General features: G+C 71.5%; 13 protein-coding genes. 8 read left to right on the top strand and 5 right to left on the bottom strand.

Features of this window, described 5'->3' with window-relative positions:
* Positions 1 to 98: 98 nt before the first annotated feature.
* From K6I34_RS12875 to serA, 5 genes are all read left to right on the top strand, one after another.
* Entirely contained in the window at positions 99 to 3,095 is a 2,997-nt protein-coding gene (locus K6I34_RS12875) for an EAL domain-containing protein (RefSeq protein ID WP_229325450.1), read from the top strand.
* A gap of 264 nt (positions 3,096 to 3,359) precedes the next feature.
* Positions 3,360 to 5,243: an acetolactate synthase large subunit gene (locus K6I34_RS12870; protein ID WP_229325448.1), complete on the top strand. Its 1,884-nt coding sequence runs from the start codon at positions 3,360 to 3,362 to the stop codon at positions 5,241 to 5,243.
* A 21-nt stretch (positions 5,244 to 5,264) separates the two neighbouring features.
* Complete coding sequence (gene ilvN / locus K6I34_RS12865; RefSeq protein ID WP_121799972.1) at positions 5,265 to 5,789, top strand: acetolactate synthase small subunit; 525 nt, start codon at positions 5,265 to 5,267, stop codon at positions 5,787 to 5,789.
* Between the two features lie 117 nt (positions 5,790 to 5,906).
* Entirely contained in the window at positions 5,907 to 6,908 is a 1,002-nt protein-coding gene (ilvC, locus tag K6I34_RS12860; protein ID WP_229325446.1) for a ketol-acid reductoisomerase, read from the top strand.
* 194 nt (positions 6,909 to 7,102) lie between these two features.
* Positions 7,103 to 8,710, top strand: a complete 1,608-nt coding sequence (gene serA, locus K6I34_RS12855) for a phosphoglycerate dehydrogenase (RefSeq protein ID WP_229325444.1) — start codon at positions 7,103 to 7,105, stop codon at positions 8,708 to 8,710.
* A 91-nt stretch (positions 8,711 to 8,801) separates the two neighbouring features.
* On the opposite strand, the gene K6I34_RS12850 is transcribed toward serA, so the two are convergent.
* Genes K6I34_RS12850 through K6I34_RS12840 form a run of 3 tightly spaced genes read right to left on the bottom strand, consistent with a single transcriptional unit; the run spans position 8,802 to position 12,443 of the window.
* On the bottom strand, positions 8,802 to 10,259 hold the full coding sequence (locus K6I34_RS12850) for a cytochrome P450 (RefSeq protein ID WP_229325442.1): 1,458 nt from the start codon (positions 10,257 to 10,259) through the stop codon (positions 8,802 to 8,804).
* A gap of 19 nt (positions 10,260 to 10,278) precedes the next feature.
* Entirely contained in the window at positions 10,279 to 11,361 is a 1,083-nt protein-coding gene (locus K6I34_RS12845; protein ID WP_229325440.1) for a terpene synthase family protein, read from the bottom strand.
* Complete coding sequence (locus tag K6I34_RS12840) at positions 11,358 to 12,443, bottom strand: polyprenyl synthetase family protein (RefSeq protein ID WP_229325439.1); 1,086 nt, start codon at positions 12,441 to 12,443, stop codon at positions 11,358 to 11,360. Before K6I34_RS12840 ends, K6I34_RS12845 begins: the two co-directional genes overlap by 4 nt.
* Before the next feature lie 519 nt (positions 12,444 to 12,962).
* Between K6I34_RS12840 and K6I34_RS12835 the strand changes: the two genes are divergently transcribed.
* Complete coding sequence (locus K6I34_RS12835) at positions 12,963 to 13,814, top strand: GntR family transcriptional regulator (protein ID WP_229325436.1); 852 nt, start codon at positions 12,963 to 12,965, stop codon at positions 13,812 to 13,814.
* 161 nt (positions 13,815 to 13,975) lie between these two features.
* Here K6I34_RS12835 and K6I34_RS12830 read toward each other — a convergent pair whose 3' ends face one another.
* On the bottom strand, positions 13,976 to 15,490 hold the full coding sequence (locus K6I34_RS12830) for an MFS transporter (protein WP_229325434.1): 1,515 nt from the start codon (positions 15,488 to 15,490) through the stop codon (positions 13,976 to 13,978).
* Positions 15,491 to 15,613: 123 nt separating this feature from the next.
* On the opposite strand from K6I34_RS12830, the gene K6I34_RS12825 reads away from it, so the two are divergent.
* A complete protein-coding gene (locus K6I34_RS12825) occupies positions 15,614 to 16,246 on the top strand; it encodes a TetR/AcrR family transcriptional regulator (RefSeq protein ID WP_229325432.1) in 633 nt (210 codons plus the stop codon).
* 114 nt (positions 16,247 to 16,360) lie between these two features.
* Here the strand turns inward: K6I34_RS12825 and K6I34_RS12820 are convergent, their stop codons facing one another.
* Positions 16,361 to 16,987 carry a TetR/AcrR family transcriptional regulator gene (locus tag K6I34_RS12820; RefSeq protein ID WP_275127054.1) on the bottom strand — a complete coding sequence of 209 codons (627 nt, stop codon included), beginning with the start codon at positions 16,985 to 16,987 and terminating at the stop codon, positions 16,361 to 16,363.
* A 91-nt stretch (positions 16,988 to 17,078) separates the two neighbouring features.
* On the opposite strand from K6I34_RS12820, the gene K6I34_RS12815 reads away from it, so the two are divergent.
* Positions 17,079 to 17,893 (top strand): NAD(P)-dependent oxidoreductase (locus tag K6I34_RS12815; protein WP_229325430.1); only part of this gene is annotated, 815 nt, incomplete at its 3' end.

Raw genomic sequence — 17,893 nt, 5'->3', positions numbered from 1 at the left:
GCCCGGCCGCGACCGCGGCACCCGCCCCGCCGCCCGCACCGCTCCGCGCTCCGTGTCCGCTTCGCCTGGCTCAGGGTCTCGCCCGGGACGGCGGCGCGGTGAGCGCCCCAGGAGCGGCCCTGCCCCGGCGCGCGGCCGGCGGGTCCGGTCCCGCGTCCCAGCTCCTGCTCGCCCTGGTCTGCGGAGGCTATGCCACGGGGGCCGCCTTCGGCTGGGGTTCGAGCGAACTGGCCTCCGCCATGGGCGACTTCGGCCTCGGCGGAGCCGCGGCCCTCGCCGCCGTCTCCTGCTTCTGGTACGGCAGGACGCACCGCACCCGGTTCCGGCCGGCCTGGCTGCTGTTCGCGGTCTCCTCCGCGATGGCGGGCCTGGGCAACATCGTCTGGGGGTGGTACGAGGTCGTGCTCGACGCGCGCGTGCCCACCCCCTCACCGGCGGACTTCTGCTTCCTGCTGTTCGCGCCGCCCGCCATCATCGGACTGCTCGTCCTCGCCAGGCGCCCGGTCACCCGGGCGGGCTGGGTCTGTCTCGCGCTCGACGCCTGGCTGACCGGCGGCTCCCTGCTCACCCTGTCCTGGAGCCTGGCGCTCGCGCACACCGCGCACTTCCAGGGCGAGAGCGTCGCCCACGCCGCGCTCTCGCTCGCCTATCCTCTGCTGGACATCGCCCTGGTGTCCATGGTCCTGGCGCTGCACTTCCGCCGTTCCACCGCCAACCGCTCCGCCATCAACACGGCGATCGCGGCCCTCGCGCTGACCGTCCTGTGCGACGCCCTGTTCACCTCGCCGCTGCTGCGCTCGCACTACCGCTCCGGCCAGATCCTCGACGCGGGCTGGTTCGCGGGCTATCTCCTGATGGCGTACGCGCCCTGGGTGGCCCGGGAGGAGGACGACGGCGGCACGGGCAGCGGGCGTTCCGCCCGCCACACGTCCCACCCCAGCAGGCCCATCGCGGGCTCGCTCGCCGCGCTCACGCCGTATCTGGCCGCGGCCGTCTGCACCCTGGGCATCCTCTACAACGTCCTGGACGGCCACCGCGTCGACCGCGTCGTGCTCTTCACGGGCTGCACGGTCGTCCTGGCGCTCGTCATCCGCCAGGGCATCATGCTGCTCGACAACATCTCGCTCACCCAGGAACTGGCCCACAGGGAAGACCACTTCAGGTCCCTGGTCCAGGGCTCCAGCGACGTCATCATGATCGCCGCGCCCACCGGGATACTGCGCTACGTCAGCCCGGCCGCCGCGGGGGTCTACGGCCGCGACGCCGAGGACCTGGAGGGTTCCGAACTGGCCTCGCTCATCCACCCGGAGGACCTGGGGCGGGTCGTCCACGAGGTGCGCCGCTTCCTCGCGGCACCTCCCGTCGAGGAGCCCACCACCCGCATCGAGTGCCGCTTCCGCTCCGGCGACGGCGAGTGGCTCAACGTCGAGTCCACGGTCAACCGCCACCACGGCGGCCTCATCTTCAACAGCCGCGATGTCACCGAGCGGGTCCGGCTCCAGGCCCAGCTCCAGCACACCGCGGAGCACGACCCGCTCACCGACCTGCCCAACCGCGCCCTGTTCACCAAGCGTGTCCAGCAGGCCCTCACCGGCCGCAGAGCGACCGACGCCGGGACGGCCGTGCTCTTCATCGACCTCGACGGCTTCAAGGCGGTGAACGACACCGTCGGTCACCAGGCCGGCGACGAGCTGCTGGTGCAGGCGGCCCGTCGCCTCCAGGACTCCGTGCGCGCGGGCGACAGCACGGCCCGGTTCGGGGGCGACGAGTTCGCGGCCCTCATCGTCGGCGACGGCACCCGCGACCCCGCGGCCCGCGAGTACCGCATCCACGAGATCGCCGACCGCCTCCGGCACACCCTCTCCCAGCCCTACACGGTGGAAGGGGGCACCGAGGTCCGGGTGGCCGCCAGCATCGGCGTGGCCTTCGCCGAGCCGGGCATCACCCCCGGCGTCCTGATGCGCAACGCCGACCTTGCGATGTACCGCGCGAAGCAGGCGGGCAAGGGCCGCGTGGAGATCTACGCGCCGCAGATGCAGGCCGACGTGGTGCGCCGCACCGAGCTCGCCACCCGGCTGCGCACCGCGCTGCACGACGGTGAGTTCACGCTGCTGCACCAGCCCGTCGTGGAGCTGGAGACCGGGCGGGTCACCGCCGTCGCCGCGCAGGCCCGCTGGCGCTCCGCCCAGGGGATACTGTTCACTCCCGCCGAGTATCTGCGTGTCGCCGAGAGCGAGCGCGGGGACGAGGCCGCGCGCTGCGCCGAACTCGGCCGCTGGACGCTGGAGAAGGCCGTCGAGCAGGCCGCCCAGCGCTGCCGGGCGGGCCACCACGTGCCCGTCTACGTGCAGCTGTCGGCCACCCGGCTGATGGACAAGTCGCTCCCGGCCAAGTACCTGGAAGGGCTGCTCATCCACCACGGTCTGCCCTCGGGCGCCCTGGTCCTGGAGCTGACCGGAAGTGATCCCCGCGTCCCGCTGGACGAGCTGGAGCGGCGGCTGTCCGCCCTGCGCAGGCTCGGCGTGCGGATCGCCCTGGACGGCTTCGGCAGCGGCTACGCGGCGATCAGCGCGCTGCGGCGGCTCCCCGTGGACACGCTCAAGCTCGACCGCGGGCTCGTCGACGGCGTGGTGGAGTCCGCCCGGCTGCACAAGATCACGGCCGGGCTGCTGAGGATCGCCACCGACCTCGGGATGCAGTCCGTGGCCGAAGGCGTCGACCTGCCCGCGCAGGCCCTCGCCCTGCGGGCCATGGGCTGCACCCACGCCCTGGGCAAGGCCTTCGCGGGCCCGCTCGACGAGCACCGGCTGCGCTACGCTCTCGATCTCGGCAGCTACCCCGTGCCCCGCCCCGCCGCCGAGGGCGGAGGAGTGCTGGTCGGCGGCGCGCCGCCGGTCGAGGCCGCCGCCGTCGTCGTCTCGGGAGTCTCGGGAGTCATGGCGTCGGGGGTCTCCTCGGGACTCTCCTCGGCGCTCTCCCCGGGCCTGTCCTCGGGAGGTGTCCCGGGCATCCCCTCGGGGGCCGGAGGCGGCGCCGGATCCCTCGCCCATGCTCCATTGCGCTCAAATACTGAGACGCCGATCCCACCCACTTGACACTCCCGGGCCGACGGGTGGAGGGTCGGTCCCATGCGCACCCGAATTCTCGTACTTGGACAGCGCGTCGGCTGAAGCAGGCCGCTCATGAAGCCCTGCTGACCACACCGACGCGCTCCCCTCGCTTGCCTTCCGGCACGAGGGGTTTTTTGTTGCACTGGAAGTGCACGGAACCACGCAAAACCCCTTGAACCGCCCACCCGCCGAAGCTGTCGAAACCGTCGAATCCCTACTGTTCGAACCTCCTTCGAGAAGAGAATGTCGATGACCGAGCAGGCCACCGGGGCCCACCATCCGCAGCCGCGGGCCCGTACCGGCGCGGCGCAGCAGCAGCCCGCCACCGTCGAGCACGTCACGGGCGCGCAGTCCCTCATCCGCTCGCTCGAGGAGGTGGGGGCGGAGGTCGTCTTCGGTATCCCCGGCGGTGCGATCCTCCCCGCCTACGACCCGATGATGGACTCCTCGAAGGTCCGCCACGTGCTCGTCCGCCACGAGCAGGGCGCCGGTCACGCCGCCACCGGATACGCGCAGGCCACCGGCAAGGTCGGGGTGTGCATGGCCACCTCGGGGCCGGGCGCCACCAACCTCGTCACCCCCATCGCCGACGCCCACATGGACTCCGTCCCGCTGGTCGCCATCACCGGACAGGTCTCCTCCAAGTCGATCGGCACGGACGCCTTCCAGGAGGCGGACATCTGCGGCATCACGATGCCGATCACCAAGCACAACTGGCTGGTCACCGACCCGGCGGAGATCCCGCGGACCATCGCGGAGGCCTTCCACGTCGCCTCCACCGGACGGCCCGGCCCGGTGCTCGTCGACATCGCCAAGGACGCCCTCCAGGCGCAGACGGTCTTCAGCTGGCCCCCGCACACCGACCTGCCCGGCTACCGGCCGGTCACCAAGCCGCACGCCAAGCAGATCCGCGAGGCCGCCAAACTGATCACCCAGGCCAGGCGGCCGGTGCTCTACGTCGGCGGCGGGGTGCTCAAGGCCGGGGCCACCGCGGAGCTCAAGGTGCTCGCCGAGCTCACCGGCGCCCCCGTCACCACCACGCTGATGGCGCTCGGCACCTTCCCCGACAGCCACCCGCAGCACCTGGGCATGCCCGGCATGCACGGCTCCGTCGCCGCCGTCACGGCGCTGCAGAAGTCGGACCTGATCGTGGCGCTCGGCGCCCGTTTCGACGACCGGGTCACCGGCAAGCTCGACTCCTTCGCCCCGTACGCCAAGATCGTGCACGCCGACATCGACCCGGCCGAGATCGGCAAGAACCGCGCCGCCGACGTGCCGATCGTGGGCGACGCCCGCGAGGTGATCGCCGACCTGATCGTCGCGCTCCAGGCCGAGCACGCCGAGGGCCACATCGGCGACTACAGCGCCTGGTGGGGCGACCTCAACCGCTGGCGCGACACCTACCCCCTCGGCTACGACCAGCCCGCGGACGGCAGTCTCTCGCCGCAGCAGGTCATCCAGCGGATCGGTCAGCTCGCGCCGGAGGGCACCGTCTACGCGGCGGGCGTCGGCCAGCACCAGATGTGGGCCTCGCACTTCATCGACTACGAGCAGCCCCGCACCTGGCTCAACTCCGGGGGCGCGGGCACCATGGGCTACGCCGTGCCCGCCGCGATGGGCGCCAAGGCGGGCCTGCCCGAGCGCACCGTGTGGGCCATCGACGGCGACGGCTGCTTCCAGATGACCAATCAGGAGCTCGTCACCTGCGCGCTGAACGACATCCCCGTCAAAGTCGCCATCATCAACAACGGCGCGCTGGGGATGGTCCGCCAGTGGCAGACCCTCTTCTACAACCAGCGTTACTCCAACACCGTGCTGCACACCGGCTCCGCGGTGTCCGACGGCGGCTCCGCCACGGGGCCCGGCACGGAGCGCTGCGCGGGCACCCGCGTCCCGGACTTCGTGAAGCTCGCCGAGGCCATGGGCTGCGTGGGCCTGCGCTGCGAGGACCCGGCCCAGCTCGACTCCGTCATCGAGAAGGCCAACGCCATCAACGACCGCCCGGTCGTGGTGGACTTCATCGTCCACCAGGACGCCATGGTCTGGCCGATGGTGGCCGCCGGCACCTCCAACGACGAGATCCAGGCGGCGCTCGGCGTCCGCCCGGACTTCGGCGACAGCGAAGACGACTGAGGCCAGGAGAGAAAAGAGACCATGACCAAGCACACGCTCTCCGTCCTCGTGGAGAACACCCCCGGCATCCTCACCCGGATCGCCGCCCTGTTCGCCCGCCGCGGCTTCAACATCGACTCGCTCGCCGTCGGCGTCACCGAGCACCCGGACATCTCCCGCATCACCATCGTCGTCAACGTCGAGTCGCTGCCGCTGGAGCAGGTCACCAAGCAGCTCAACAAGCTCGTCAACGTGCTGAAGATCGTCGAGCTGGAGGACAGCTCCGCGATCCATCGCGAGCTCGTCCTGGTGAAGGTCCGCGCCGACAACGAGACCCGCTCCCAGATCGTCGAGATCGTCAAGCTCTTCCGCGCCAAGACCGTCGACGTCTCCCCGGAGGCCGTCACCATCGAGGCCACCGGCGGCGGCGACAAGCTGGGCGCGATGCTCAAGATGCTGGAACCCTTCGGCATCAAGGAACTGGTGCAGTCCGGGACCATCGCCATAGGGCGCGGCGCCCGCTCCATCACCGACCGCAGCCTGCGCGCACTCGACCGCACGGCCTGACCCCGCGGCGCGGGCACACCGCCGCCCGTGCCGCCCGCAGACCCTTTCCCGTCCCCCTGCCCACCCGTCATACGGTGGGACGCACAACCGGAAACCCGGAAACAAGGAGATACCTCAGTGGCTGCCGAGCTGTTCTACGACAACGACGCCGACCTGTCCATCATCCAGCGACGCAAGGTCGCGGTCCTGGGCTACGGCAGCCAGGGCCACGCCCACGCGCTGTCGCTGCGCGACTCCGGCGTCGATGTCCGCGTGGGCCTGCACGAGGGCTCCAAGTCCAAGCAGAAGGCCGAGGAGCAGGGCCTGCGCGTGGTCACGCCCGCCGAGGCCGCGGCCGAGGCCGACGTCATCATGATCCTGGTGCCGGACCCGATCCAGGCGAAGGTCTACGAGGAGTCCGTCAAGGACCACCTGAAGGACGGCGACGCCCTGTTCTTCGGCCACGGCTTCAACATCCGCTTCGGCTTCATCAAGCCCCCGGCCGGCGTGGACGTCTGCATGGTCGCCCCCAAGGGCCCGGGCCACCTGGTCCGCCGTCAGTACGAGGAGGGCCGCGGCGTGCCGTGCATCGCGGCCGTCGAGCAGGACGCCACCGGCAAGGCCTTCGAGCTCGCCCTCTCCTACGCCAAGGCGATCGGCGGCACCCGCGCCGGCGTCATCAAGACCACCTTCACCGAGGAGACCGAGACCGACCTGTTCGGTGAGCAGGCCGTGCTCTGCGGCGGTGCGTCGGCTCTGGTGAAGGCGGGCTTCGAGACGCTGGTCGAGGCGGGCTACCAGCCGGAGATCGCCTACTTCGAGTGCCTCCACGAGCTCAAGCTGATCGTGGACCTGATGTACGAGGGCGGCCTGGAGAAGATGCGCTGGTCGGTCTCCGAGACCGCCGAGTGGGGCGACTACGTCACCGGCCCGCGCATCGTCACCGACGCCACCAAGGCCGAGATGAAGAAGGTCCTGGGCGAGATCCAGGACGGCACCTTCGCCACCAACTGGATGAAGGAGTACGAGGCGGGCCTGCCCAAGTACAACGAGTACAAGAAGGCCGACCAGGACCACCTCCTGGAGACCACGGGCAAGAAGCTGCGCCGCCTGATGAGCTGGGTCGACGACAAGCAGTAGGCCGCACCGGGCGTACGGGCCCGGCTCCGGGCAGGTTTGCGAGGTTTGCGCAGACCCCCTGGAGCCGGGCCCCGGCCCCGATACACTGCGGAGCAACACCGCGCCGGGCTCACAGCGTCGTGCGTCACACGCGGCTGCCCTTCACCGCCTGCGGCCGTCGGGACGGCCGTCCGCAAAGGACTAGTGAGGACCCCGTGAGCACTGCTGCCTCGCCCCGTAAACCCGTCGTACTCATCGCGGAAGAGCTCTCGCCCGCGACCGTCGACGCGCTCGGCCCGGACTTCGAGATCCGGCACTGCGACGGCGCCGACCGCGCCGCCCTGCTGCCCGCCATCGCCGATGTGGACGCCGTGCTCGTCCGCAGCGCCACGAAGATCGACGCCGAGGCCGTCGCGGCCGCGAAGCGGCTGAAGGTCGTCGCCCGCGCCGGCGTCGGCCTGGACAACGTGGACGTCGCCGCCGCCACCAAGGCGGGCGTGATGGTCGTGAACGCCCCGACCTCCAACATCGTCACCGCGGCCGAGCTCGCCTGCGGTCTGCTGATCGCCACCGCCCGCAACATCCCCCAGGCCGACGCGGCCCTGAAGAACGGCGAGTGGAAGCGCTCGAAGTACACCGGCGTCGAGCTCTCCGAGAAGACCCTCGGCGTCGTCGGCCTCGGCCGGATCGGCGTGCTCGTCGCGCAGCGCATGTCCGCCTTCGGCATGAAGATCGTCGCGTACGACCCCTATGTGCAGCCCGCGCGCGCCGCGCAGATGGGCGTCAAGCTGCTGACGCTGGACGAGCTGCTGGAGACCGCGGACTTCATCACCGTCCACCTCCCGAAGACCCCCGAGACCCTCGGCCTCATCGGCGAGGAGGCGCTCCGCAAGGTCAAGCCGAGCGTGCGCATCGTCAACGCCGCGCGCGGCGGGATCGTCGACGAGGCGGCGCTGGCCGGGGCCCTCAAGGAGGGCCGGGTCGCGGGCGCGGGCCTGGACGTCTACGCCCAGGAGCCGTGCACGGACTCGCCGTTGTTCCAGTTCGACAACGTGGTCGCCACCCCGCACCTGGGCGCCTCCACGGGCGAGGCGCAGGAGAAGGCGGGCATCGCGGTCGCGAAGTCGGTGCGGCTCGCGCTCGCCGGTGAGCTGGTGCCGGACGCGGTCAACGTCCAGGGCGGCGTCATCGCCGAGGACGTCAAGCCGGGCCTGCCGCTCGCCGAGAAGCTCGGCCGCATCTTCACCGCGCTCGCGGGCGAGGTCGCGGTCCGGCTCGACGTCGAGGTGTACGGCGAGATCACCCAGCACGATGTGAAGGTGCTCGAACTCTCCGCGCTCAAGGGTGTGTTCGAGGACGTCGTCGACGAGACGGTGTCGTACGTCAACGCCCCGCTGTTCGCCCAGGAGCGCGGCGTCGAGGTACGCCTCACCACGAGCTCGGAGTCGCCCGAGCACCGCAACGTGGTCACCGTGCGCGGCATGCTCTCGGGCGGTGACGAGGTCTCCATCTCCGGCACGCTCGCGGGCCCCAAGCACCAGCAGAAGATCGTCGCCGTCGACGACCACGACGTGGACCTCGCGCTCGCCGACCACATGGCCTTCCTCCGCTACGCCGACCGCCCCGGCGTCGTCGGCACGCTCGGCCGCATCCTCGGCGAGGCGGGCATCAACATCGCCGGCATGCAGGTCGCGCGGGCGCGGGAGGGTGGCGAGGCGCTCGTCGCCCTCACGGTCGACGAGTCGATCCCGGCGTCCGTCCTCGCGGAGATCTCCCAGGAAATCGGAGCCGCGTCCGCCAGGTCGGTCGACCTGACGGACTGAGACCGGCAGTTGTCCTCCCGGGGGCGGAGCCCCGGACCCCGATCCTGGGCTCCGCCCCCGGGAGGCCCCGCTTCGGGCTTCGCCCCGGCGCCTACCGGGGTGCGTCTTGCGCTTGGCGCGCGGCTGCGGGTGCGTCGTGGCCGGTCGCGCAGTTCCCCGCGCCCCTGGCGGGGTGCGGGGAACTGCGTCGGTGCGCCGTCATGCGCAGGCCCGACGGGTGCAGGCTGAAGCGCACCGTCGGGGTGACCCGACTCGCGGGGTCAGGCCGCAGTCGCCAGTCGCGGAGGATCGTCGCGAGGGCCAGCGACGCCTCGGTCAGTGAGAACGTGTCGCCGATGCACTTGCGCGCGCCCGCCCCCCAGGGGAGGAAACCCCGGCGCTGCTCCGGCCCGACCCGCTCGGGCAGCCAGCGGTCCGGATCGAACCGTTCCGGCTCGGGGAACACCTCCGGGTCGCGGTGCAGACAGTAAGGGCTGAGGAAGAATTCCGTACCGGCGGGCAGCGTCCGTCCGCCGAGGGTCACCTCGGTGGTGGCGACCCTGCTGAGCAGCGGCACGGTCGGATAGAGCCGCAGCGCCTCCGTGAAGACCCGGGTCAGGTACGGCAGCCGGGACAGGTCCTCGACGGTGGGGGACCGGCCGCACAGCACCGCGTCGATCTCGGCGGTCACCCGCCGCTCGGCCTCCGGTGACCGCCCCAGCAGGTGGAACGTCCACCCCAGCGCGGTGGCCGTCGTCTCGATGCCCGCGATCAGCATCACCATGATCTGGTCGTGGATCTCCCGGTCGTCCAGCCCGGCGCCGTGCTCGTCCCGTACGGTCACGAGGTGCCCGAGCAGGTCGGTGCGGGTGGTACCGGAGCGGCGGTAGGCGGCGATGGTGTCGTCGATGGAGGCGCGTACGACGGACCGGGCCTCCTGGTAGCGCCGGTTGGCGGCGAGCGGGAGTTCGTGGGGCAGGGACCAGGGGACGACCACCCGCAGGAAGCCGTGGCCCATCAGCGTCGGCAGCGCCTCCTCGATGTCCTGGACCAGCCGGGAGGCGGCCGGGTCGGACGCCAGGGTCCGCCCGATGACCCGGGCCGCGATCCGGTACATCTCCCGGCCCAGGTCGAGCGTCCGGCCGTCCTGCCAGGAACCCGCCACCTCTTCGGCGCACGCCTGCATGACGGGGGAGTAGGCCGCGATGCGCGCGGAGTGGAAGGCGGGCTGCAGCAGCGAACGCTGCCGCCGGTGCTCGCTGCGCGGGCACGTCCCCAGGCCGTCGCCGAACAGCGGACGCGCCCCCTCGATGATCGGCCCGCCCTTGTCGTAGTGGCGCTGGTCGGTGACCAGCACCCGGCGTACGGTCTCCGCGCGGGTCAGCAGATACACCGGCCGGAGGCCGAGCCGGAGCTCCACCGACTCGGCGCCGCCGTGCTGGGCCAGCAGGAAGCCCAGGGGGTCGCGCAGCAGCCGCAGGGTGTGCCCCGCGAGGGGGACCGCTCCCGGCGCGCGTACGGTGTCCGGCTCCTTCGCTGTCGTCCCAGTGGCCCGGAGGCGTGCCGTCATACCGTCTTCCTCCCAGATGTCAGTCGTCCGAAGGGGTGTGGTCGATGGTCGCCGTGGACACGATCGGCCGCAGGGTCCGTGGGCCCGAGAGGGCGCCGTCCCCCGCGTAGTCGTCGCCGTGGTAGCGGGTGGCCATCCGGTGGAAGGCGAGATTTCCCGTCATCAGATATCCGAGATCGGTGAGATAACGGCGGACGTCGGGCCTGCCGCCCAAGGGGCCTTTCCCGATCCGCGCGCACGTCGCGACGAATCGCCGCTCGGTGTCCTCGACCAGTCGGGCGACCTCGTCGACGGCCTGTTGCAGTTCCCTTTCCTGGACGTCCATCAAGATCCATACGCTGTTGAGGGAATCCCCGCGGGCCAGTTCCTTGGGAAAGGAATAAAGGTCGTTCACCCAGATCAGGCTGTCGATGGCCAGTTCCTGGGCCGTGGCCAGATCCTCGTACCGGACCAGCTCTTCGGTCAGATCCACTTCGGCCGTGTATTCCACGAGGTGCGCGGACCAGAATCCGAAGACGTCGACCCTGCGGACCTTCAGATAGGCGTCGAGCGTGCGCAGCGTGTGCGTGTCGTGTCCCGCGCTCTGTGCCGCGGTCCGGACGACGATGTCGCGCAGCCCGGCGAGATAGCGCGCGGCCAGGCCGGAGGGCATGTGCGCCACGGCGCGCGGCACCGTGTCCCGCACCAGCCGGACCTCGGGGAGGCCGGGCGGGACCGCCTGTCCCGCGCAGGCGGCCTCGAAGAGCTCGCGGTAGCGCTGGATCCGTTCGTGGTCCCCCCGGACCGCGGGCAGGGAGAAGACGTCGTCCATGAGCGCGAGGGGGTGCATCACCGGGAGCATGTCGAGCAGCCGTTCCCGTGACGCCCGCGGGAAGCACAGGCAGGCCCAGTGCGTGGCACGCTGCTTCTGATAGCGGAGGGCCGCCCGTTCGCCGCCGAAGTAGCTGGCCAGCAGGGGGCGTTCCTCCTCGTGCGTGACGTGCTCCGCCTCCGCGCAGTACGGACTGCACAGCGTCGGCAGCCGGATGTCCAGGACGGGCAGGCAGTACGGCGTGCCGGGCGCGGGGCGCCGTGTGAGAGGGCCGGTTGTCGTCATCGTCATGCGCACCTCATCGTGACGTCACGGGCCAGCGCGCGCAGCGCACTGTCCGCGGCGGGCGGGAGAACGTTGTGGTCGAGAGCCTCCTCGGCCTGGGCGCGGCGCATCCGGATGAGGTGCTCGACGGTCGCGTGGGCCCCGGTCCCGTCGAGCAGCCGGCGCACCCGGTCGGCCCCCGAGTCGTCCAGTTCCGGATCGCCGAGCAGCTTGCGCAGGGTGCGCCGCTGTGTCCGGTCGGCGCGCTGGAGGGCGAGGGCCACGAGGGTGGTGTGCTTGCCGTCCCGCAGGTCGTCCAGGGCGGGTTTGCCCGTGACGGCCGGGTCGCCGTAGACGCCGAGAAGGTCGTCGCGCAGTTGGAAGGCGTCGCCGAGCGGGAGCGCGTACGCGCTCAGGCGGGCCCGGAACGCCCTGCTGGCCCCTGCGAGGGCGGCCCCGATGTGAAGGGGCCGTTCGACGGTGTACTTGGCGGTCTTGTAGCGGCTGATCGCCAGTGCCCGCTTGGTGTCCGTGGTGGGGCGGCCGGTGCTGACGAGGTCGAGGAACTGGCCGTACATCACCTCGGTGCGCATCGCGTCGACGAGCGGCAGCACCTCGGTGAGCTGCGGGGTGGGCAGCCCCGCCGTGTGCAGGAGCTCGTCCGACCAGACCAGGGCGACGTCGCCGATCAGGATGGCCGCGCTGCTGCCGAGACGGTCGGCGGCGGCCGCCCTGCGGCCCGCGCGATGGTGCTCCGCGAAGGCGCGGTGGACGGTGGGACGGCCGCGCCGCGTCGCGGAATTGTCCATGATGTCGTCGTGGACGAGCGCAAACGCGTGGAACATTTCCAGCGAGGACGCCACCCGCAGCAGCGGCGCCGGGGAGCCGTGTCCTCCCGCGGCGTGCCAGCCGATGACGCACAGCAGAGGGCGGAGACGCTTTCCGCCCGAAAAGAGAAAGCTCCGCAGGAAATCGATGACTTCGGGCGGCTGCCGGTTCGCGGCGGCGGCCCGCGCCTTTCCGTCGAGGAAGTCGCCCAGGGCGATGTCGACGCGATTCCGTATCGACGGGAGATCGAGATGGGCGGTCGCGAGGTCAAGGGTGGTCATAAGAGGCAGTCCCTCCGGTATCGCCTCGGTGGCTGTCTCGCGGGCGGACGGCACGGTGGAGGTAACGGGACCTTTCCCGGTCGTGTCCCGCACACCCGTGGCCCGGGAGGGAGGAACGAGCAAGAAGGTGGTGGGGGCAGCATGCGTGCGTATGCCATGGAATCACTCCCCCCAGCAGGCACCCCGCAGATCTCCGGCCCTCGGCCGTGGCTTTGCGCGTGGCCTGTCCGGAGATTCCCCGCGTCCCGTCGAGCAGCAAACGGGTGGGTCCGGCCGAGTGGAGGCGTCGGTGGTGCACGGCGCGCGCGGCGACAGTTGTACCGACCAATGGCGGTTGCCGAGCGCCCCTCGTCGCAGGTCGGCGCCGGTGTCGCGCTCAAGGGGAGGGAAAGGAGGGAAGAAAGGGGAGAAAGAGCGGGGAAAAGTCGGCGAAGTTCCCTGCCTTTTCGGCGGTCCTATCATCATGCCGTTCTTGTGGGCCGCTTGCGGGCGGCTCGTGTGAAGTTCACCCTTTGCCGCATGGGTGCACTGCCTCAAGCGGGGCCACCGGCCCCGTATCTCCGCATCGCGGCCGAACTCCGCGCCCGCATCTCCTCCGGCGAACTCCGCGCGGGCGGCCGGGTGCCCTCCACACGTCAGATCACTCAGGAATGGGGCGTCGCGACGGCCACCGCGAGCAAGGTCCTCGCGGTGCTCCGGCGGGAAGGACTCGTCCGGGCCGTGCCCGGCGTCGGCACCGTCGTCGAGGCGCCGCCCGCCGGTGCCCCGCGGGGCCGCCCGGCGCGGGTGCGCCCGGCGCGGGTGGTGCGGGCGGCGCGCCGGGAGAGGGGCCGGGAGACCGTGCCCCTGCTCACCCGGGAGCGCGTCGTCCGCACCGCCGTGGCCATCGCCGACGCCGACGGCACCACTACCCCGTCCATGCGGGCTGTCGCCGCTGAACTGGGCGTCCCCACCATGGCGTTGTACCGCTGCGTGCCGAGCAAGGAAGGGCTGGTCGGCCTGATGGCGGACGCCGTCTTCGGTGCGGCGGGGCCGCCGGGCGGTGTCCCGGCCGACTGGCGGGGGCGCCTGGAGTCGGCCGCGCGCCGCCAGTGGGCGCTCTACCGGCGCCACTCCTGGCTCGCGGGGGCGGTGCCGTGCGCCCGGCTCCCGTTCCCGCATCAGGAGTGGGCGGCGGAACCGCTGATACGCCTGGGGCTGCACCCGCGCGCCGTACGGCACATCACCGGGACGCTGGCGGGCTACGTCCGGGGCCTCGCCCTGGAGCCGGGCCGGGGCCCGGAGGCGGCCCTGGCCCTGGACGCCCTGTTCGACTTCGGCCTGCTGCGGCTGCTGGACGGCCTGGCCGCGTACGTCGACGGGGTCTCGTAAGGGGCGCGGGGCTGCATCGATCTGCGGCTCCGCCGCGTGGGCGCGACCGGCCACAATGGACCCGCAGGCGCGTGCGGGGCACAAGAGGCACCCCGGTGGGCGCACCCGACCCACCCGGATGCGGACGAAAAGGGGTCCAGGGGCGAAGCCCCGGCGTGGGATCACGCCTCCGTGCGGACGCCCCGCAGCACGGCCACGGTCAGGGCCGCCGAGAGCAGCAGCACCGCCGTGCCCGCGACCGCGGCGATGTTCATGCCGTGCGTGAACGCCTCGCGCGCCACGGCCAGTACGGAGTGCCCGGCCCGTCCCGGCAGCCCGGACGCGGCGCCGACCGCCCCGCCGAGTGTCTCGCGTGCCGCCTCCAGCACGCCGTGCGGCAGCCCGGCGGGGAACGAATCGGTGATGTCGCGGCGGTAGACGGCCGTGCCGACGCTGCCGAAGAGCGCCATGCCGAGCGCGCCGCCGAACTCCTGGCCGGTCTCCAGCAGGGCGGCGGCGCTGCCCGCCTTCTCCGGCGGCGCGGTGCCGAGCGCCATGTCCGAGACCAGGGCCATCACGGTGACGATGCCGCAGCTCACGACGGCCGACGCGACGAGGGTGAGCACCAGGGAGCGGGGCCCGCAGAGCGTGAGGAGCGCGTAGCCCGCGGCGCCGATGACGAAACCGGCGGCTATGACGCGGTACTTGGGCAGCCGCTGGCCCGCCACCGTCGCGAGCGGCGCCGCGGCACCCACCGCGAGCGACGGGAGCGTGCCCCACAGCGCCGCCTCCAGCGGGCTCTTGCCCAGGACGGACTGGAGGTACTGCGACGTGAAGTAGGCGGAGCCCATCATCCCGAACGCGGCGACCGTGTTGATGCCGATGCCCGCCCCGAACGCGCGGTGCCGGAAGAGCGCGCGGCCGATCATCGCGTCCGCCCGGGTGCGCTGACGGCGGACGAACACGGCGCCCACGACCGCGCCCGCGGCCACGCACAGCGCCCGGGGCGCGGTGAACCCCGAAGCGGCGATCTCCTTGAGCCCGTAGATCACCGGCAGTACGGCGCCCATCGACAGCGGCACGCTCAGCAGGTCGAACCGGCCGGGCGCCGGATCCTTGGACTCCGGTACGAGCACCGGCGCGAGGACCAGGAGCAGCACCATCGCCGGCACGTTGACCAGGAAGACCGAACCCCACCAGAAGTGGTCGAGCAGCAGCCCGCCGAGCACGGAACCGAGCGCGATGCCGCCCGCCATGGCCCCGGACCAGATGCCGATCGCCTTCGTGCGCTGGGCGTCGTCCCGGAACATGGTGCGCACCAGCGCCATCGTGCTCGGCATCAGCGTCGCGCCGCCGACCCCGAGCACGGCCCGTGCCGCGATGAGCATCTCCGCGTTCCGGGCGTAGGCGGCGGCCACGGAGGCCGCGCCGAACGCGACCGCCCCGAGGAGCAGCAGCCTGCGGCGGCCGATCCGGTCGCCGAGCGACCCCATGGTGATCAGCAGCCCGGCGAGGGCGAAGGCATAGCTGTCGAAGATCCACAGCTGCTGCGTCGCGCTCGGCGCGAGCTCCTCGCTGATGACGGGGACGGCGAAGAAGAGGACGGATACGTCCATCGAGACCAGGAGGAGGGGCAGCAGCAGGACGACGAAGGCCGTCCATTCCTTGCGCCCCGCACGAGTGCTGGGGTTCGTCATGCCGAGGAATATACGAGCGTCTTATACGCTTGTCTATGACGTTCGTGTAGGACGTTCGTGTAGGACGGGTGTGTGAGACGCTTGTCCTGTACGGGTGTATGAGGTGGCCGTTAGGCTGCTGACATGGGACATCGCGAAGATCTGCTCGAGGGTGCGAAGGCCTGCCTGCTGGAGAAGGGCTGGGTGCGCACGACCGCGCGCGACATCGTCGCCGCCTCCGGCGCCAACCTCGCCTCGATCGGCTACCACTACGGGTCGAAGGACGCGCTGATGATGGCGGCGTTCATGAAGATGACCGAGGAGTGGGGCGACGAGATGGGCCGGGCCATGGTGGCGCGGGTTCCCGTGGGCACCTCCCGGGAGGAACTCCTCGCGGCCAGGTGGGACACGCTGATCGCGGGCTTCGAGGAGAGCAGGAAGTTCTGGGAGGTCCAGTTGGAGGTCGTCGGGCAGCTGGGTGCCAACCCGGAGCTCAAGAAGTGGCTGGCCGGAGTCTTCCCCGAGGGCCGCGAGGGCATGGTCGCGGTCTTCGAGGGTGTCGAGGACGGTGAGGTGAGCGAGGAGGTGAGGCGTACCGCGGGCGTCTTCTACCACACCCTCTTCATCGGCCTGTGGGTCCAGTGGATCATCGACCCCGGGTGCGCGCCGACGGGCGCCGAACTGGTCGAGGGCATGCGGCGGGCTCTGGCGGGGGAGGTCTTCGGGCCGTCGGCGGCCGGGGGCGGTGCGGTGGCGCGGCCGCACGGCACGGCCTGACGCGGTGACGCGCCCCGTGCGGGGCGCGGGACTGTGTTGTTGCGGCTCTGCCGACTTTTCCGACTTTGCCGGCTCCGCCGACTTCGCCGCACGGATGTGTTCGGCGTATACGGATCAGCGATAGGAATTGACCAGCCGGGCCAGGTGCCGCCCTGCGATGAGCAACGGCTCGTCGCTCCGCGCGACCTGAGCCGCCAGCTCCGCGCCCTCCAAGGTGTGGATCACCGTGTGCGCGAGGTCGTGCGCGTCCTCCTCACCGATCCCCGCGCGGCGGAGCCGGTCCTCCATCAGGCCCCGCCAGCGTGCGAACGCCTCCGCGGCCGCCTGCTGGATGTCGGGGGCGGTCGTCGCCGTGCCCAGGCTCGTCGCCGTGACCGGGCAGCCGTCGATCCAGTCCGAGGCGCGCAGTTCCTCGGCGACGACCCGTGCCGTGGCGGCCACCGCCGCCGCCGGGTCCTCCTCGCTGTCCAGCACCGCCCGCAGGGTGTCGGCGAACTCCCGGTCCCCGTACCGGACCGCCTCCGTGGCCAGCTCCTGCTTGCCACCCGGGAAGAAGTGGTAGACCGAGCCGAGCGTGGCCTCCGCCTCCCGGGAGATCTGCTTGATCCCGGTCCCCTCGTAGCCCTGACGTTGCATCAGCCGTGAGGCGGCCCGGACGATCCGCTCGCGGGTGCCGAGGGTGTCGTTCGGGGCTGTTTGCGCCGCTTGCGCCGTCTGCTCTGTTTGCGTGGTGGCCTTCATCTCGTCAGCGTATCGAATAGAGCGTTCGTTCCAGGGGTCGTGCTAGGTTCTTCTCTAGATAGAGCGTTCGTTCTAGAGGGGGTACATCTCCATGTCTTCGCAGCCTTCGCAGCCTTCGCGGCAGTCCGTCACCGTTATCGGCCTCGGGCCCATGGGTACGGCGATGGCCGAGGCCTTCCTGGCCGCCGGTCACCGCGTGACCGTGTGGAACCGCACCGCCGCCAAGGCGGACGGGTTGGTCGCCGAGGGCGCCGAGCGCGCCGCCACGGTCGAGGAGGCGCTGGCCGCCAACGAGTTGGTCGTCCTCAGCCTGACCGACTACGACGCGATGTACGCGATTCTCGAACCCGCTGTTTCGGCACTGCGCGGCCGCGTCCTCGTGAACCTCAGCTCGGACACGCCGGAGCGTGCCCGTGAGGCCGCGGCGTGGGCGGGTCGGCACGGTGCGGAGCACCTCACGGGCGGGGTGCAGGTGCCGCCGTCGGGCATCGGCCGGCCTGAGTCCAGCACGTTCTACAGTGGGCCCAAGGATGTCTTCGAGGCCCACGAGGAGACCCTCAAGGTCATCACCGGTACCGACTACCGCGGTGCCGACCCGGGGCTGGCCGCTCTCTACTACCAGATCATGATGGACATCTTCTGGACCGCCATGACCGGTTACCTCCACGCCGTCACGGTGGCCGAGGCGCAGGGCATCACGGCCGAGGAGTTCCTGCCGTACGCCAGCTCGATAGCCACCTCGCTCCCCAACTTCATGGCCTTCTACACGCCTCGGCTCGACGCCGGGCGGCATGACGGCGATGTCGACAAGCTCGCGATGGGGACGGCGAGCGTCGACCACATCGTGCACACGACGCGCGACGCGGGGGTGGACGCGGCGCTTCCGGAGGCGGTCCTGTCCCTCTT

The organism is Streptomyces sp. UNOC14_S4, assembly GCF_020740835.1.
Classification (GTDB): domain Bacteria; phylum Actinomycetota; class Actinomycetes; order Streptomycetales; family Streptomycetaceae; genus Streptomyces.
Note: the sequence above shows the minus strand (reverse complement) of the source record. Positions and strands in the feature narration are given on the sequence as shown.

What these genes read in the sequence shown, in the direction of transcription:
- K6I34_RS12870 (WP_229325448.1), top strand. Translation starts at nt 3,360, where the DNA reads ATGACCGAGCAGGCCACCGGGGCCCACCATCCGCAGCCGCGGGCCCGT.
- ilvN (WP_121799972.1), top strand. Translation starts at nt 5,265, where the DNA reads ATGACCAAGCACACGCTCTCCGTCCTCGTGGAGAACACCCCCGGCATC.
- K6I34_RS12850 (WP_229325442.1), bottom strand. Translation starts at nt 10,259, where the DNA reads ATGACGGCACGCCTCCGGGCCACTGGGACGACAGCGAAGGAGCCGGAC.
- K6I34_RS12845 (WP_229325440.1), bottom strand. Translation starts at nt 11,361, where the DNA reads ATGACGATGACGACAACCGGCCCTCTCACACGGCGCCCCGCGCCCGGC.
- K6I34_RS12840 (WP_229325439.1), bottom strand. Translation starts at nt 12,443, where the DNA reads ATGACCACCCTTGACCTCGCGACCGCCCATCTCGATCTCCCGTCGATA.
- K6I34_RS12835 (WP_229325436.1), top strand. Translation starts at nt 12,963, where the DNA reads ATGGGTGCACTGCCTCAAGCGGGGCCACCGGCCCCGTATCTCCGCATC.
- K6I34_RS12830 (WP_229325434.1), bottom strand. Translation starts at nt 15,490, where the DNA reads ATGACGAACCCCAGCACTCGTGCGGGGCGCAAGGAATGGACGGCCTTC.
- K6I34_RS12825 (WP_229325432.1), top strand. Translation starts at nt 15,614, where the DNA reads ATGGGACATCGCGAAGATCTGCTCGAGGGTGCGAAGGCCTGCCTGCTG.
- K6I34_RS12820 (WP_275127054.1), bottom strand. Translation starts at nt 16,987, where the DNA reads ATGAAGGCCACCACGCAAACAGAGCAGACGGCGCAAGCGGCGCAAACA.